Below are 15,578 nucleotides of genomic sequence, written 5' to 3'. Positions count from 1 at the left end.
AGGGACGAGAGAACATGAAGGTGCTGGTAATCGGCGGCGGGACCGGCGGGCTCGCGCTGGCGCACGGACTGCTGCGGGCGGGGATCGAGGTGGCGGTGTTCGAGCGCGACGCGCTGCGCACCGACGGGCTGCACGGCTACCGGGTCGGGATCGACCCGGACGGCAGCCGCGCGCTGCATTCGCTGCTGCCCCCGGAGTTGTACGACACGTTCGTCGCCACCAAGGCGCGCGACCCGAAGTACTTCAACATGCTCACCGAGGACTTCAAGGAGGTCCTGTCGATGGAGGTTCCGTCGTCGACGGACCCGGTCGAGAGCGAGAAGTCGATCAGCCGGATGACGCTCCGCCAGGTGCTGCTGACCGGCCTCGAGGACGTGGTCGAGTTCGGCAAGGAGTTCACCCGCTTCGAGCAGTACGACGACCACGTGACGGCGTACTTCGCCGACGGGACCGAGGCGACCGGGGACCTGCTGGTCGCCGCCGACGGATCAGGGTCCCGGGTACGCCGGCAGTACCTGCCGCAGGCGAAGACCGAGGAGACCGGGATCGTGGCGATCGCGGGCAAGCTGCCGATCACCGACGAGAGCGTGAAGCTGGTGTCGCCGAAGGTCTTCGAGGGCATCTCGATGATCAACGCGCCGCGCGGGCTGTTCTGCATCATCCACGTGATGGAGTTCCAGTGGGACCGCGACGGGCGCGTGAAGCACGGGATCGGCGGCAACACCGAGGAGCTGATCCGGCACTGGCCGGGCCTGCAGTTCGACAACACCCGCGACTACATCAACTGGGGCCTGTCGGCGACCCGGGACAAGCTGCCCGCGAACGTCATGGAGCTCACCGGCGACGAGCTGATCGAGGTCGCGCTCGACCTGACGCCGGACTGGCACCCGAACCTGCGCCGGATGTTCGAGCTCACCGATCGGGGCACCTGCTTCCCGGTGAACATCTGGACGTCGGTCCCGCTGGAGCAGTGGGACAGTACGAACGTCACGCTGATCGGTGACGCGATTCACACGATGACGCCGGGCCGTGGCGTCGGCGCGAACACCGCGCTCCGGGACGCTGTGAACCTCTGCCGCGCGCTGATCGACGTACGCGACGGCCGCCGTGAACTGGTCGCGGCTGTGCGCGAGTACGAGACGAAGATGATCGAGTACGGGTTCGACGCCGTGATCAAGTCGCGCGCCCAGATGACCGCGGACGACCCGGTGCACAAGCCGGTGATCGGCCGGCTGGCCCTGGCCGGCATGCGTACGGCGATGCGCGCGGTGAACCACGTACCACCGTTGAAGCGGCGGATGCGGGACTCGATGATGGCGTACCGCGGCGCCGGCCGGGAGGAAAACCAGCTGGAGATCACTCCGGCCCCGGCCGGCAGGTGACGAGCGGTCAGCGCTGGCCGATGTGCTCCGAGACGGCGTCGAAGACCCGCCCGACCGCGGCGAAGTCCTCCTGGCTGGCCAGGTCGACGAGGTTCTCCCGGACGCCGGCGACGTGGTACGGCGCGGCCTGCTCCAGCAGGGCGAACCCGGCGTCGGTCAGCTCGGCCCAGACGCCGCGCTTGTCGCTCGTGCACGACGTACGGCGGACGAGCTCGGCGGCCTCGAGGCGGCCGACCGTGTGGGTCAGGCGGGACCGGCTCTGGTGCAGCCGGTCCGCCAGGTCGGCCATCCGGAGCCGCCGGTCGGGCGCCTCGGAGAGCCGGACGAGGATCTCGTAGTCGTTGATCCCCAGGCCGAACTGACGAAGGTCGTCGTCGAGCTTCGCCATCAGGCGTGCGGTGCCCAGCAGGTAGGCCCGCCACGCCACCTGCTGCTCGGCGTCGAGCCACCGAGTCCCCCGGTCCATCTCAGTCTCCGTCGTCACGGGAACAGTGTACCGGGAATGTGGTTGACATTTAAACTGTTACTGCCTACTGTCGTAGTCATCGGTTGAAGCTTTAACTATTGAACCAGGCTGCGTCGCCCCCGACCAGTAGCGCCACATTCCCCGAGAGGACCTCATGAGCGACACCACCACCGGCACCCTGACCAGCACGATCCCCGGCCTGGCTGCCGGCACGTATGCCATCGACACCGCGCACACCGAGATCGGCTTCACCGTCCGGCACCTGATGACCAAGGTCCGCGGCACGTTCGAGGACTTCAGCGGCGAGATCGTCGTCAAGGACACCATCGAGGAGTCCGTGGCGAACGTCGCCGTCGAGCTGGCCTCCGTGCACACCCGCAACGCGCAGCGCGACGGGCACCTGCGTTCCGGCGACTTCTTCGACGCCGAGAAGAGCCCGAAGATGACTTTCGTCAGCACCGCCATCAAGGCCGAGGGCGACGACTACGTGCTGGCCGGCGACCTGACCATCAAGGACGTCACCAAGCCGATCGAGTTCGCGGTCGAGTTCCTCGGTGTCGACCAGAACGCGTACGGGCAGACCATCATCGGTTTCGAGGCCTCCGCGTCGATCAGCCGCAAGGAGTGGGGCATCGACTTCAACGTCCCGCTCGAGGGTGGCAAGCTGCTGATCGGTGACAAGGTGGACATCCACCTCGACGTCCAGGCCGCGCTGCAGGCCTGATCGTCCGAGCGAATACCCCGCACCCGGGTGGTGCGGGGTTTTGCTATGCCTGGACCATTCGGTGCGCGAGGTCGGCGTACAGCTTGCCCAGGGTGGCCGGCTCGCCGCGGTGCGGGGTGTACCAGCGGGCGACGTCGATCGAGAGCGACAGTACGGCGAGCGTGGTGCCCGGCAGGTCGCTGACGACGAACTCGCCCGCCCGTACGCCGTCCGCGAGCACCTGCTCGATCTGGGTCGAGATGGCGCGGCGGATCGTCGCGACCTCGGCCAGGTGCTCCGGGGAGAGCGCGGCCAGTTCGTACTGCACCACGCGGGCGATCGTGTGGTGCTCGGCGTGCCAGGCGGTGAAGGCGGTGACCAGCGAGCGCAGCCGATCCGCGGCGGTCGGGCCGGTGTCCGCGGTGCGCAGTACCTCCAAGGCGGCCTTGTGGCCGTACAGGCTGATCTCGAAGAGCAGGCGTTCCTTGGACGGGTAGTGCACGTACAGCGCGGCCGGGCTCATCCCGGCCCGGGACGCGATGTCGCGGGTCGTCGTCGCCTGGTAGCCGCGCTCGGCGAACGCGTCGATGGCGCCCGTCAGCAGCCGGCGGGCCGCGGCCGGCTGGACGTGCTCCCACACCAGGGGATCGGTGACTGCGGACACGTTGACACCTTGCACCAAAAGCGTGAAGCTAAGCAAGCGCTTAGCCACTCGTCTCATGCCTTGGGGAGGCCCCATGGACCGCGTCATCTTCAACGAGGACCATCACGCATTCCGTGCCAGCGCGAAGGAGTACTGCGACCGCTCGCTGGTGCCGCGGATGGAGCAGTTCCTCGACGAGAAGACGATCGACCGGGCCGTCTGGCTGGAGGCCGGCAAGCAGGGCTTCCTCGGGCTGGACGTGCCGGAGGAGTACGGCGGTTCGAGCGTCGGCGACTACCGGTTCAACGCGGTGTTCGCGGAGGAGGTGTCGAAGGTCTCCGCGTCGCTGTCAAGCTGTTTCGGCATCCACTACGACTGCGCCGCGCCGTACTTCGTGGACCTCGGCACCGAGGAGCAGAAGCAGCGCTGGCTGCCGAAGTTCTGTTCCGGCGAGTACGTCGCCGCGATCGGGATGACCGAGCCGTCCGGCGGTTCGGACCTGGCCGCGCTGAAGACCACCGCGAAGAAGACCGACGGCGGCTGGGTGCTGAACGGGTCGAAGACCTTCATCACGAACGGCGACATGGCCGACCTGGTGATCGTCGCCGCCCGGACCGACCCGTCGAAGGGCGCGAAGGGCATCACGCTGTTCGTGGTCGAGGAGGGGATGGCCGGGTTCGCCCGCGGCCGCAAGCTGGACAAGGTCGGGCAGACCGAGTCCGGTACGTCGGAACTCTTCTTCGAGGACGTCTTCGTTGCCGATGACAACGTCCTCGGTGAGGTGGACCGCGGCTTCATCCACATGATGGAGCGGCTCGCGCAGGAGCGGATCGGCGCCGCGGTGTCGAACATCGCGCACGCCACCCAGATCCTCGCCGAGACGATCGACTACGTGAAGCAGCGCAAGGCGTTCGGGCAGGCGGTCGGCTCGTTCCAGTACAACAAGTTCCTGATCGCCGAGCTGGTCACGAAGGCCGAGGTGACCCAGGCGTACGTCGACAACGCGATCGTCGCGCACGACGAGGACCGGCTGTCCGCGGTGGACGCCGCGAAGACCAAGTGGTGGAGCGCGCACGTGCAGAACGAGATCCTGGACGCGTGCGTCCAGCTGCACGGCGGCTACGGCTACATGAACGAGTACCGGGTGGCCCGCGCCTGGCGCGACGCCCGGGTGACGAAGATCTGGGCCGGATCGAACGAGATCATGAAGGAACTCATCGGCCGCGACCTCGGCCTCTAGAAGGGACTGGCAATGCCTGAAGCAGTCATCGTGTCCACGGCGCGTTCGCCGATCGGGCGTGCGCACAAGGGGTCGCTGACCACGATCCGGCCGGACGACCTGGCCGTCCAGATGATCAAGGCGGCCGTCGGCAAGGTGGGGCTGACCGGGGACCAGATCGAGGACCTGGCGCTCGGCTGTGCGGAGCCGCACGATGAGCACGGCGGGAACATGGCCCGCCGGGTCGCGGTGCAGCTCGGCTGGGACAACACGCCGGCGACCACCGTGAACCGGTTCTGCGCGTCGTCGACGCAGACCGCGCGGATGGCGTACCACGCGATCAAGGCCGGCGAGGGCGACATCTTCGTCAGCGCCGGCGTCGAGTGCGTCTCGCGGTACAAGAACTTCGGGTCCGCCGGTGTCGGTGACCCGAGCTCGTTCAACCCGCTCTTCACCGACGCGGTCGCGCGGACCGAGAAGTACGCGGAGACCAACGACACTTGGCACGACCCGCGCGCGGACGGGCAGATCCCGGACATCTACATCTCGATGGGGCAGACAGCGGAGAACGTGGCGACGCTGCGCGGCATCAGCCGTGCGGACCAGGACGTGTTCGGCGTCCGTTCGCAGAATCTCGCCGAGAAGGCGATCGGGAACGGGTTCTTCGAGCGCGAGATCGTCCCGGTGACGCTGCCGGACGGGACTGTTGTCAGCAAGGACGACGGCCCGCGGGCGGGGACGACCCTCGAGGGTGTCAGCGGGCTGAAGCCGGTGTTCCGGCCCGACGGAACCGTGACGGCCGGCAACTGCTGCCCGCTGAACGACGGCGCCGCCGCGGTCGTGATCATGAGCGACACCAAGGCGCGGGAACTCGGGCTGACGCCGCTCGCGCGGATCGTGTCCACGGGTGTCAGTGGCCTGTCGCCGGAGATCATGGGCCTCGGTCCGGTGGAGGCGTCGAAGCAGGCGCTGGCGCGGGCCGGGATGAGCATCAACGACATCGACCTGGTCGAGATCAACGAGGCGTTCGCGGTCCAGGTGATCGGGTCGGCGCGCGAGCTCGGCATCGACGAGGACAAGCTGAACGTGCACGGCGGCGCGATCGCGCTCGGCCACCCGTTCGGCTCGACCGGCGCGCGGATCATGACCACGCTGCTGAACGGGCTGCAGTTCGAGGACAAGCAGTTCGGCCTCGAGACGATGTGCGTCGGCGGCGGGCAGGGCATGGCGATCGTGCTCGAGCGCCTCAGCTGATGAGCCTGGACGGCCGGACGGCGATCGTCACCGGAGCCTCGCGCGGGATCGGGTTGGCGGTCGCCCAGCGCCTGGTGGCCGACGGCGCCCGGGTTGTCATCACCGGGCGCACCCAGGAGACCCTCGACGAGGCTGTGCAGACCCTGGGCGGTCGTGAGCACGCTCTTGCGATCGCGGGCAACGCTGCGGATCCCTCGCACCGCGGGGCGGTCGTCGCGGCCGCGGTGGCGACGTATGGCTCGGTGGATCTGCTGGTGAACAACACCGGCATCAATCCGATCTACGGAAAGCTCCTGGACGTCGATCAGACCGTTGCGGCCAAGATGGTCGACACCAACGTGCTGGCCGCGATCGCGTGGGTGAAGGCGTGCCGGGACGCGTGGATGGGCCCACACGGTGGCGCTGTGGTGAACCTGTCCTCGGTGGCCGGTCTGGCGCCTTCGCCCGGCATCGGGTGGTACGGCGCGACCAAGGCGATGCTGTCCCGGGTCACGCAGGAGTTGGCGATGGAGCTGGCTCCGGAGATCCGGGTGAACGCAGTGGCTCCGGCGGTGGTCAAGACCAAGTTCGCCGGAGCGCTCTACGAAGGGCGTGAGGACAAGGTCGCGGCGGCGTACCCGTTGGGGCGTCTGGGCCGGCCAGAGGACGTTGCGTCGCTGGTGTGGTTCCTGTTGTCCGACGAGGCGTCCTGGATCACCGGCCAGACCATCACGATCGACGGCGGCCTCACGCTGAACGGCGGGATCGTCTAGGGCTGACGCCCCTGCCAGGCGGCCAGCTGGTCGTACGGCGAGGCGTCGTCGGCCACCTGTACCACCGGACCGAACGGGACGTGGCCGCCGCGCTGGTCGGCCGGAGTGAACTGCCGGACCAGGGGCAGCACCTGTGTCGCCAGGGCGTCGTCCAGCTCGCTCACACGACCTGTGGCCTTGGCCAGGTCCCAGGAATGCGTCGTGAGCTCGCCTGTGTAGCCAGCGATCGCGGCAGCGCCCGGCAACGTCGCCCATGGCAGCTTGCAGATCCGGCCGAGCACGGTGTCGTCGGAGAGCGTGGCATCGAGGGCAACGCGGCGTTCCTTCCATGCAGCGGGTACGTCGTCGACGCCCGTGGTCACCACTGGGATCGTCAGCGGGTCGCCGCCCTGCAGTGCGAGGTTGATGCGCGCGATGACGGTCAGCAGGTGCCCCTGCAGCGTGCTGACGTCGTACTCGTCGCACGGCGTCGGCAGGGCGAGGTCTTCTGGGCTGGTGGTGGTGATCAGCCGTTCCGTCTGGTCGAGGGCGCGGACGAAGAGCGGTCGGGGGTCGTTCTGAACGAAGGTCATGAAGAGAGCATCGCCGGCAATATGTGACATCTTCTGTCGCGTATTGTGGGAGACATGCGTGCGGACCGGTTGTTGCAGATCATCCTGTTGCTGCAGCGGCACGAGCGCTTGAGTGCGCGGGAGCTGGCAGGGCGGCTGGAAGTGTCGTCGCGGACGGTCATGCGGGATATGGAGGCGTTGTCCGCGGCCGGTGTGCCGGTGTACTCCGAGCGTGGGCGTAACGGGGGCTGTGTACTGCTGCCGGGGTACCGGGCCGACGTCAGTGAGCTCACGCCGCGGGAGGCGCAGGCGTTGTTCGCGTGGTCGGGGCGGGCTGCGCTGTCGGAGGAGCTCGGGCTGCAGGACGCGCTGCACACCGCGATGGGCAAGCTGTCCGCGACGCTGCCGGTCGAGTTGCAGGACGACGCGGACGCACTGTCCGGGGCGATCGTCGTCGATCGCCGCCGGTGGTTCGCGGACGCCGAGGACACCGGCGCCTTGCCAGTACTGCGGCAAGCGGTCGTGAAGCGCCGCCGGGTGCGGCTGCGGTACGCGTCGGCCAGTGAGGGCGTGCAGCAACGAACGGTCGACCCGTGGGGCCTGGTGGAGCAGGCAGGCCGCTGGTACCTGGTGGCCGCGCACCGCGGCGCGGCCCGGATGTACCGGGTGTCGCGGGTCGAGGAGGTCGACGTACTCGAGGAAACGGCCGAGCGGCCCGACGGGCTGGACGTGCGTGCGGAGTGGGAGCGGCTGCGGTCCGGGCTGGAGCGGCAGGCGCCGGCCGGCGTCGATGTGCTGACCCGGGTCCGGCCGGACAAGGTCGAGTTCATCCGGCGGATCAGTGCGCCGATGCTGGCCAAGGGGGAGGTGCCGCGCGACGTCCCGTCGGACGACGAGTGGCCGCACCTGCGGCTGCACTTCCGGGTCCGGGAGGCCGCGTGCGGCGTACTGCTCGGGTTCGCGGGCGATCTGGAGGTGCTGGAGCCGCCGGACCTTCGGGAGCGGATGCTGGAGCTGGCCCGGGCAGCCGTCGCGACCTACGGCTGACGGGTCGCCACGAAAGTCTGCCGGAGGATGACGTTGCCATCGGCATCGATGTCCTCGTTGCGCCAGTGGAACCCGTCCACGGTGATCCCGGTGAACTCCCAGCGGGTGCTCGCCGACTGGGCCTCGAGCGTGATGGTGTCCCCGCTCGCGTGTGCCACGAACGGCATCACGAACGCCGCCTTCGGGCCCATCCAGGTCGAACGGAACGCCTGCAGTTCCGGGTCGTAGATCCGGATCGACAGGCCCCACTCGCCGTCACCGTCGGTACTGCGGGCCAGCCGGCTCGGCGTGATCCAGACGTCGGCGACCGCGCGGCCGTCGAGCGCCCAGGCGAAGTGCCATTCGCCGTGCGTACGGCGGGTGACGGCGCCGGTCTCGTCGTACCACGCGACGTCGAGGTCCCAACTGCCGATCAAGGGGGCGAACGGGCGGAACGCGTCGGCGTACTCGGCGCGCGGGCCGTCGGAAACCATCAGGTCGGCGAGAACTCGCGCGGCCGCCGCGCCGTCGTGGAGCTGCATCCGTCCAGGGTAGATGTGGACGCCCCGCCGCCGGTGACCCCGTCGCGTGCAACCACGATGGCACTTCCGGCGGTCGGGGCATTCAGTCCGACAGCACCGCGCTACTTTAATACGAGTTCGCCCCACAGCCGAATCACGGGACCCGCGCGATCACGTCTCTTAATGCGTGGCGTGCGTACGGCGTGCTGGCTAGGGTCGCGGAGCATGAGGACTCGGGCGGTGGTACGGCAGGCCGTGGCGGACGATGCGGAGGCGGTGGCGGCGGTACGGCGGGTGGTGGCGCCGTACAAGGTGATGTCGCCCGCGGCGGTCCGGCACATGCTGACCGTGCAGGCACCGGGAGAGCGGTTCCTCCCGCTGGTCGCCGAACGTGACGGCGAGATCGTGGCCTGGGCATCGGCCGGGCTGAACGTGTGGACGAGCGAACCCGGGCAGGCCGGGCTGCTCATCTTCGTCCACCCGGAGCACCGCAAGCAGGGCATCGGCAGCGAGCTCGCCGAGCGGCTGCACCAGCATCTGACCGAGGTCGGCGCCGTCCGGGTGCGGACGTTCGTCCAGCCGGAGGGTCTCGAGTTCGCCCGCAACCTCGGGTACGACGGGACGCGGCAGATGCACTACGCGGGTCTGGAGCTGACCGGTCTGCCTGATCAGCCGCCGACTCCGGACGGGATAGAACTAGTACCGCTGGACGCGGTGGACCCCAGGGCGGCGTACGAGGCCGATGCGATCGCGTCGCTGGACGAGCCGAGCGACTCGCCGCTGGACGCCGTCGAGTACGACGCGTGGCTCGAGGAGATCTGGAACAGCCCGTCCCTGGACAAGACGCTCAGCGTCGCCGCACTGGCCGGCGCCGAGGTGGCCGCGTTCACGGTCGTCGAGACAGCGGGCGACCGGATGTGGTCGGGCATGACCGGCACGATCCCGGCGTACCGCGGAAAGGGTCTCGCCAAGCTCGTGAAGTCGGTCGCCCTCCGCAAGGCGGCCGCGGCCGGCATCACGTCGGCGTACACCTCGAACGACGACACCAACGCCCCGATGCTTGCCGTCAACAACTGGCTCGGCTACCACCGCGTCCAGACCGAACTGGGCCTGTTGCGAACCCTCTGAGACAGAGCTGTAATCGGTTTCCTTCCGGTCTGCACCTGAAGGACGTTAGATTCCGGGTACTTGGTTGTTGGAGTGCCCAAGGAGTTTCGGATGGAGATCAGGCCGGCCGGTCCCGGCGACGTGGATCAGGCGCTGGCGTTGCACGACGAACTGGTGCCGTACCTGGTGACCACGCGCGGCATGCTGACCCGGGAGCTCGCTCGGCCGGGCGTGCCGGGGCGGGCGACGTACGCCGCGTTCGACGGCGGCGAACTGGTGGGCTGGGCAACGACCGGGCTGATCGCCGGTTCGGATCCGCTGGACGGGCAGCTCCGGCTGCTGGTCCGGCCGGAGTACCGGCGCCGGGGGATCGGTACGCGGTTGCTGGAGGCAACGCACGCGAACCTGCGGGAAGCCGGCGCGACGACCGCCCGGGTGTTCGCGGACCCGTCCTCGGTCGAGTGGGCCGCCCGGTTCGGGTACCGGCAGACGCGGCAGGTGCACTACGCGGGCATCGACCCGCGGAAGGCGCCGCGGCAGCCCGAACCGCCGAGCGCGGTACGGCTCGCACCGCTCACCGAGGTCGAGCCGGCGGCGCTGTACGCCGCCGACGTGGTTGCCCAGCGCACCAAACCCGGCGACGCGAAGATCTCCGCGCGGCCGTACGACGAGTGGTTCGCCGCGGTGTGGCAGTCCGAGGACACGGTGCTCGACCTGAGCGTGGCCGCGCTGTACCGGGACGAGATCGTGGCGTTCACGATGGGCCTCGGCGATCACACGATGATCTGGTCGAAGATGACCTCGACGCTACCGGAGTACCGCGGGCGCGGCCTCGCGAAGCTGGTGAAGGCGGCCGCCCTGCACCGCGCCGCGGACGCCGGCGTGCAGGGCGCGTACACGGCCAACTACGACGGCAACACGCCCATGCTCGCCGTCAACGAGTGGCTCGGCTACCACCGGATCGCGACCCACGCCGTACTCATCTGCCCGCTCTAGGGCACCAGCAGTACGACGGTCTCCGCGACGCAGGCGGGCTTCGTGGAGTTCTCCAGCTCGATCACCCAGTTGAGCGACACCTGGACGCCGGCCGGGGTCTCGACCGCGTTCGAGATCGAGGCGCCGGCCCGGACCCGGCTGCCGACCGGGACCGGCGCCGGGAAGCGGACCTTGTTCACGCCGTAGTTGAGCTTCGCCGTCACGCCGTCGACCTTGAACAGCTCGTCGCCGAAGCGGGCGATCAGGCTCAGCGTCAGGTAGCCGTGCGCGATCGTCCCGCCGTACGGGCCCTTCGCCGCCCGCTCGACGTCGACGTGGATCCACTGGTGGTCACCGGTCGCGTCGGCGAACTGGTTCACCTGCTCCTGGGTGATCTCCAGCCATTCGGACTCGCCGAGCTGGGTGCCGACGGCGTGCGCCACCTCGTCGACGCCGTTGAAGGTCTGCGGCATGCTCAGGCTCCCTTAGTTGCGCGGTCCGCCGGCGACGTACAGGACCTGGCCGGAGACGAACCCGGCCTCCTCGCTGCAGAAGAACGACGCGGCCGCGGCGATGTCAGCCGGCGTGCCGGTGCGCTGCACCGGAATGGTCGCGGCGGTCGCCTTCTTGAACTCCTCGAAGTCGACGCCGACCCGGGCCGCGGTGGCCGCCGTCATGTCGGTCTCGATGAAGCCCGGCGCGATCGCGTTCGCGGTGACGCCGAACTTGCCCAGCTCGATCGCCAGCGTCTTCGCCAGCCCCTGCAGGCCGGCCTTCGCGGACGCGTAGTTGGCCTGGCCGCGGTTGCCGAGCGCCGACGTCGACGACAGGAAGACCATCCGGCCGTACTTGGCCTCGACCATGTGCGCCTGGCAGGCCTTCGACATCAGGAAGCTGCCTTTGAGGTGCACGGACATGACCGTGTCCCAGTCGTCCTCGGACATCTTGAACAGCAGGTTGTCCCGCAGTACGCCGGCGTTGTTCACCAGGATCGTCGGCGCGCCCAGCTCGGCGGCGACCCGCTCGACCGCGGCCGCGACCTGGTCGGACTTGCTGACGTCGGCGCCGACCGCGATCGCCGTGCCGCCGGCCTCGGTGATCGCCTTGACGGTCGCCGCGCAGGCTGCCTCGTCGAGGTCGACGACCGCGACCGCGTTGCCGTCCTTGGCGAGCCGCTGCGCGACGGCCGCGCCGATTCCCCGGGCCGCCCCGGTCACGATCGCTACCCGCTGCGCGCTCATCCACCACTCCAATCGGTCAACTGGTCTGCCGGGGATGACATTACCCACGGCCTGTCCGCGGCGGATGTACCCCGGATGACATGATCGTCGTGTGGATCATCACAACCGCCACGTCTATCACTGCCCGTTGCGCTGGGGCGACATGGACGCGCTTGGACACGTGAACAACGGCCGGTATGTCGACTATCTGCAGGACGCGCGCGTCGACTTCCTGTTCCGGACCGCGAAGGAGCTCGGCGCCGACACGCTGGAGACCGGGCTGCTGGTCGCCCGGCACGAGGTCCAGTACCGCGCGCCGCTGCACTTCCGCGCGGAGCCGGTCCGGATCGAGCTGTGGATCTCCGAGATCCGGGCCGCGTCGTTCACGGTCGACTACGAGATCCTCGACGCGGAGCCGGAACGCCGTACCTATGTCGAGGCCCGCACCCGGCTGGTGCCGTTCGACTTCACCGCGAACCGCCTGCGCCGGATCACCCCCGAGGAGCGGACCGCGCTCGAGAAGCTGGTGGGCGCCTGATGTACACATACCAGGTCCAGGTCCGGTGGTCGGACATCGACTCGTACGACCACGTCAACAACGTCCGGTACTTCGACTACCTGCAGGAGGCGCGTATCGGGTTCCTCACCCAGCTGATGGCGGCGACCGGCGACTACTTCGAGCAGTACCCGTGCGTCCTGGTCAGCCAGACGGTCGACTACCTGCGCCCGATCCTGCTCCGGCACCCGCCGTACGACGTGGACGTGTGGATCAGCGCCGTCGGTGCGTCGTCGTACACGCTCGGCTCCCGGATCGTCGACCGCAGCGGCGAATCCGAGGACGTGTACGCGAAGGCGGAGTCGGTGATCGTCGCCGTCGACGGTGCGACGCACGCGAAACGCGCCCTCGGCGACGACGAACGGGCAGCCCTGCTGCAACACATTTCGACCACTTGAGAGACTGGATCCGAGATGACTGAGCAGCAGAGCTTCTACGACGCCGTCGGTGGGGCGGACACCTTCCACCGATTGGTGGCCGCGTTCTACCGCGGCGTTGCCGCCGACCCGGAGCTGCGGGCGCTGTACCCGGACGAGGATCTGGGTCCGGCCGAGGTGCGGTTCCGGATGTTCCTGGAGCAGTACTGGGGCGGCCCGAAAACGTACTCCGAGCAGCGTGGGCACCCCCGGCTGCGGATGCGGCACGCCCCGTTCGCGGTCACCCCGAGTCAGCGGGACCGGTGGCTCGGCCACATGCGGGCCGCGCTGGACGAGCTCGGTCTGACGCCCGAACAGGACGAGCAGATCTGGACGTACATGGTGATGGCCGCACAGAGCATGGTGAACACCGACGAACCCAATTATCCCGGCGCGATCGACGTGTCCGGACGCTGAACCTCTTCTAAGGAGACAACACGAGCATGGCTACCACTCGTACGGCGAAGGCGCACTGGGAAGGCTCGCTGATGGAGGGCGCCGGCCAGGTCGCCCTGGAGTCCTCCGGTGTCGGCACCTACGACGTCACCTGGGCCTCCCGCGCGAACGACGCGAACGGCAAGACCAGCCCGGAGGAGCTGATCGCCGCCGCGCACTCGACCTGCTTCTCGATGGCGCTGTCGCACGCGCTCGCCGGTGCGGGCAAGCCGCCGGCGTCGATCGACACCCAGGCCGACGTGACCTTCCAGCCGGGGGAGGGCATCACCGGCATCAAGCTGTCCGTGAACGGCAACGTCCCCGGCCTGACCGCCGACGAGTTCGCCGAGTTCGCCGAGGGCGCGAAGAAGAACTGCCCGGTCTCGCAGGCGCTGTCCGCCGTCCCGATCACGCTGGACGTCACCTTCACCGCCTGAGCCCCACGCACAGCAGTGCCCCGGCGCGCCGCGCCGGGGCACTCGTGCGTTTCAGCGCCGGTACTGCGCGATCACCTTGGTGAAGTCGTACGCGCTCTGGGAGATCCCGCTGCACGTGTCGCCGTCGGTGTTGCTGCCGCCGCAGGCGCGGTCGCGGTTGACGGCCCAGAACGTGAACCGGGCCAGGTGGTGCTGCTGCGCGTACGCGAGCAGTGTTTTGAAGTCGGACAGCCGAACGGTCTCGCCGGAGTCGTCGGTCTTGCCGTTCATCGACGAGATTCCCATGTGCCGGTACGCCTCGTCGTCGGAGTAGCCATACGCGCTCTTCAGCCGGCCCTTGAGGCCTTCCTCGGCCGTCTTGGTCAGCGTCGCCATGTCGGTCGAGCCGCCGCCGAAGTCGAACGGCATCAGCACCCAGCCGTCGTTCGCCAGCCCGGCGGCCGCGCCCTTCTTGATCAGGTCGACGCCCGAGGCGTCCGGGCCGCCCTGGTCGGTGCCCATCGTGATGTACGTCGTGATGCCCGGGTTCTTGCTCTTCACGATCTTCAGCGCGCTGACCACCCGCTGCCGGGCGGTCGAGCTGTGGAACTCGGTGTCCTCGATGTCGATGTCGATCGCCTTCAGCTGATAGGCGTCGATCACCTTCTGGTACGCGCCGGCCAGTGCGGAGGCCGAGCTGCACTTCTCGCCGAGCTTGTTGCCGGACCAGCCGCCGAACGACGGGATGACGTCGCCGCCGGCCGCCCGGATGCTGTTGATCGCGGACTGGTCCGAGCCGCCGGTCAGCGGCCGGCTGCCGTCCCACTTCGGGTTGCAGCCGCCGTCGGACAGGACGAACGCCAGCGTGAACCACTTGTTCCCGGCGGCCTTCATCACGTCGGCGGGCTTCTGCGGGTTCCCCCAGCCGAGGTACAGGTACGGCGCCGCGGGCATCGCGGCCGCGTCGGCGGCCCGTACCTGCGGGCTGCTCACCGGCCGGGTACTTGCCTGCGCGACGGACGCGACACCGGTCGCCAGGCACGCGGCGGTCACCGCGCTCACGAGGATCTTCATGACTCTCCTTGGATCGGGGGGCGGTCAGAGTCCGAATCAATAGGAAGGTTTCCTAATGATTCTGCTCGATCATCACCCCGCCGATCGCAAGACGTCAACTGTTGATTACTCGTGCGACCCTTCGTCGGACTTGGCGGCTTCCGCTTCCTTCTCGGTGCTGGAGCCGACGCCGGAGGACGAGGTGCTGTTCGGGTCGCGGGTGGTGAGGTTGCCGATCCGGACGACCTCGCCGTTGCGGACGTACCAGGTGGTGCCGTCCTCGCCGCGTAGCGTGGTGATGCGCAGGCCGACCGCGACCACGACGCCGGTCGCCTTCTCCATGTCGATCAGGTCGCCGACGCCGTACTGGTCCTCGAAGATCATGAACACGCCCGCCAGGAAGTCCTTCACCAGCGTCTGCGCGCCGAAACCGAGCGCGACGCCGATGATGCTCGCGGACGCGATCACCGGCAGGATGTTGAACCCGAGCTCGGCGAGCACCATCACCACCAGGACGGCGGTGAGCACGATCGTCACCGTGCTGGTCAGCAGTGAGGCGATCGTCTCCGCGCGCTGCGCCCGGCGTTCGTTGGCGAGGGTGTTCTCGACGAACTCCTGCCCCCGCTTCGACTTCGCGAGGACGCCGGCCACCGCGCCGTTCCCGGTCCGCCGGGCGAACCGGCGGATGATCTTGTGCAGGACCCAGCGGAGCACGAAGAAGCCGATGATCAGACCGGCGATCCGGGCCGGCACGACGATGATCTGATCGGTCATCTCCAGCTTGCCGTCGGAGCCGGTCCGGAAGAAGGTCGGGAACGAGCTCGGCAGCGAAAACAGGGGGTGACTGACTAGGGACACAAGGTAGCTGGTCAGAATAGGCATC

The 15,578-nt window shown here is 68.7% G+C and carries 20 protein-coding genes; 12 read left to right on the top strand and 8 right to left on the bottom strand.

What is annotated here, in order from left to right:
* Positions 1-14 precede the first annotated feature (14 nt).
* Positions 15-1,382 (top strand): FAD-dependent oxidoreductase, encoded by a 1,368-nt coding sequence (locus tag ACFV9C_RS30540; RefSeq protein WP_380198998.1) that lies wholly within the window; start codon positions 15-17, stop codon positions 1,380-1,382.
* Positions 1,383-1,389: 7 nt separating this feature from the next.
* Here ACFV9C_RS30540 and ACFV9C_RS30535 read toward each other — a convergent pair whose 3' ends face one another.
* Complete coding sequence (locus tag ACFV9C_RS30535; protein ID WP_380199125.1) at positions 1,390-1,848, bottom strand: MarR family winged helix-turn-helix transcriptional regulator; 459 nt, start codon at positions 1,846-1,848, stop codon at positions 1,390-1,392.
* A 154-nt stretch (positions 1,849-2,002) separates the two neighbouring features.
* Between ACFV9C_RS30535 and ACFV9C_RS30530 the strand changes: the two genes are divergently transcribed.
* A complete protein-coding gene (locus ACFV9C_RS30530; protein ID WP_380198997.1) occupies positions 2,003-2,572 on the top strand; it encodes a YceI family protein in 570 nt (189 codons plus the stop codon).
* A gap of 43 nt (positions 2,573-2,615) precedes the next feature.
* On the opposite strand, the gene ACFV9C_RS30525 is transcribed toward ACFV9C_RS30530, so the two are convergent.
* A complete protein-coding gene (locus ACFV9C_RS30525) occupies positions 2,616-3,215 on the bottom strand; it encodes a TetR/AcrR family transcriptional regulator (RefSeq protein WP_380198996.1) in 600 nt (199 codons plus the stop codon).
* A gap of 73 nt (positions 3,216-3,288) precedes the next feature.
* Between ACFV9C_RS30525 and ACFV9C_RS30520 the strand changes: the two genes are divergently transcribed.
* From ACFV9C_RS30520 to ACFV9C_RS30510, 3 genes are read left to right on the top strand one after another with little or no spacing between them, the layout of a single operon-like run.
* On the top strand, positions 3,289-4,434 hold the full coding sequence (locus ACFV9C_RS30520) for an acyl-CoA dehydrogenase family protein (RefSeq protein ID WP_380198995.1): 1,146 nt from the start codon (positions 3,289-3,291) through the stop codon (positions 4,432-4,434).
* A 12-nt stretch (positions 4,435-4,446) separates the two neighbouring features.
* Complete coding sequence (locus tag ACFV9C_RS30515) at positions 4,447-5,667, top strand: acetyl-CoA C-acetyltransferase (RefSeq protein ID WP_380198994.1); 1,221 nt, start codon at positions 4,447-4,449, stop codon at positions 5,665-5,667.
* The gene (locus ACFV9C_RS30510) at positions 5,667-6,419 is read left to right on the top strand and encodes an SDR family oxidoreductase (protein WP_380198993.1); all 753 of its coding nucleotides are present in this window, start codon (positions 5,667-5,669) and stop codon (positions 6,417-6,419) included. Before ACFV9C_RS30515 ends, ACFV9C_RS30510 begins: the two co-directional genes overlap by 1 nt.
* Here the strand turns inward: ACFV9C_RS30510 and ACFV9C_RS30505 are convergent.
* A complete protein-coding gene (locus ACFV9C_RS30505; RefSeq protein WP_380198992.1) occupies positions 6,416-6,991 on the bottom strand; it encodes a TIGR03086 family metal-binding protein in 576 nt (191 codons plus the stop codon). The two genes, ACFV9C_RS30510 and ACFV9C_RS30505, sit on opposite strands and share 4 nt — an antisense overlap.
* 54 nt (positions 6,992-7,045) lie before the next feature.
* On the opposite strand from ACFV9C_RS30505, the gene ACFV9C_RS30500 reads away from it, so the two are divergent.
* Positions 7,046-8,017 carry a helix-turn-helix transcriptional regulator gene (locus tag ACFV9C_RS30500; protein ID WP_380198991.1) on the top strand — a complete coding sequence of 324 codons (972 nt, stop codon included), beginning with the start codon at positions 7,046-7,048 and terminating at the stop codon, positions 8,015-8,017.
* Here the strand turns inward: ACFV9C_RS30500 and ACFV9C_RS30495 are convergent.
* Complete coding sequence (locus tag ACFV9C_RS30495) at positions 8,008-8,538, bottom strand: hypothetical protein (protein ID WP_380198990.1); 531 nt, start codon at positions 8,536-8,538, stop codon at positions 8,008-8,010. The genes ACFV9C_RS30500 and ACFV9C_RS30495 overlap by 10 nt on opposite strands.
* A gap of 204 nt (positions 8,539-8,742) precedes the next feature.
* Here ACFV9C_RS30495 and ACFV9C_RS30490 point away from each other — a divergent pair, with 204 nt between their 5' ends.
* Both ACFV9C_RS30490 and ACFV9C_RS30485 read left to right on the top strand, forming a co-directional pair.
* Positions 8,743-9,645, top strand: a complete 903-nt coding sequence (locus ACFV9C_RS30490) for a GNAT family N-acetyltransferase (protein WP_380198989.1) — start codon at positions 8,743-8,745, stop codon at positions 9,643-9,645.
* Positions 9,646-9,735: 90 nt separating this feature from the next.
* Positions 9,736-10,620, top strand: a complete 885-nt coding sequence (locus tag ACFV9C_RS30485; RefSeq protein WP_380198988.1) for a GNAT family N-acetyltransferase — start codon at positions 9,736-9,738, stop codon at positions 10,618-10,620.
* Here the strand turns inward: ACFV9C_RS30485 and ACFV9C_RS30480 are convergent.
* The gene (locus ACFV9C_RS30480) at positions 10,617-11,072 is read right to left on the bottom strand and encodes a MaoC family dehydratase (protein WP_380198987.1); all 456 of its coding nucleotides are present in this window, start codon (positions 11,070-11,072) and stop codon (positions 10,617-10,619) included. The two genes, ACFV9C_RS30485 and ACFV9C_RS30480, sit on opposite strands and share 4 nt — an antisense overlap.
* Positions 11,073-11,084: 12 nt before the next feature.
* The gene (locus tag ACFV9C_RS30475; RefSeq protein ID WP_380198986.1) at positions 11,085-11,840 is read right to left on the bottom strand and encodes an SDR family oxidoreductase; all 756 of its coding nucleotides are present in this window, start codon (positions 11,838-11,840) and stop codon (positions 11,085-11,087) included.
* Positions 11,841-11,931: 91 nt separating this feature from the next.
* Between ACFV9C_RS30475 and ACFV9C_RS30470 the strand changes: the two genes are divergently transcribed.
* Genes ACFV9C_RS30470 through ACFV9C_RS30455 form a run of 4 tightly spaced genes read left to right on the top strand, consistent with a single transcriptional unit; the run spans position 11,932 to position 13,663 of the window.
* On the top strand, positions 11,932-12,357 hold the full coding sequence (locus ACFV9C_RS30470) for an acyl-CoA thioesterase (RefSeq protein ID WP_380198985.1): 426 nt from the start codon (positions 11,932-11,934) through the stop codon (positions 12,355-12,357).
* Complete coding sequence (locus tag ACFV9C_RS30465; protein WP_380198984.1) at positions 12,357-12,773, top strand: acyl-CoA thioesterase; 417 nt, start codon at positions 12,357-12,359, stop codon at positions 12,771-12,773. Before ACFV9C_RS30470 ends, ACFV9C_RS30465 begins: the two co-directional genes overlap by 1 nt.
* A gap of 15 nt (positions 12,774-12,788) precedes the next feature.
* Positions 12,789-13,208, top strand: coding sequence for a globin (locus ACFV9C_RS30460; protein WP_380198983.1), 420 nt, complete (start codon positions 12,789-12,791; stop codon positions 13,206-13,208).
* Between the two features lie 26 nt (positions 13,209-13,234).
* On the top strand, positions 13,235-13,663 hold the full coding sequence (locus ACFV9C_RS30455; protein ID WP_209698828.1) for an OsmC family protein: 429 nt from the start codon (positions 13,235-13,237) through the stop codon (positions 13,661-13,663).
* A gap of 51 nt (positions 13,664-13,714) precedes the next feature.
* Here ACFV9C_RS30455 and ACFV9C_RS30450 read toward each other — a convergent pair whose 3' ends face one another.
* Complete coding sequence (locus ACFV9C_RS30450; protein ID WP_380198982.1) at positions 13,715-14,716, bottom strand: chitinase; 1,002 nt, start codon at positions 14,714-14,716, stop codon at positions 13,715-13,717.
* Positions 14,717-14,821: 105 nt separating this feature from the next.
* On the bottom strand, positions 14,822-15,577 hold the full coding sequence (locus ACFV9C_RS30445) for a mechanosensitive ion channel family protein (RefSeq protein ID WP_380198981.1): 756 nt from the start codon (positions 15,575-15,577) through the stop codon (positions 14,822-14,824).
* Position 15,578 lies beyond the last annotated feature (1 nt).

Origin of the sequence: Kribbella sp. NPDC059898 (assembly GCF_042730855.1) — a bacterium.
Lineage (GTDB): Bacteria > Actinomycetota > Actinomycetes > Propionibacteriales > Kribbellaceae > Kribbella.
Note: the sequence above shows the minus strand (reverse complement) of the source record. Positions and strands in the feature narration are given on the sequence as shown.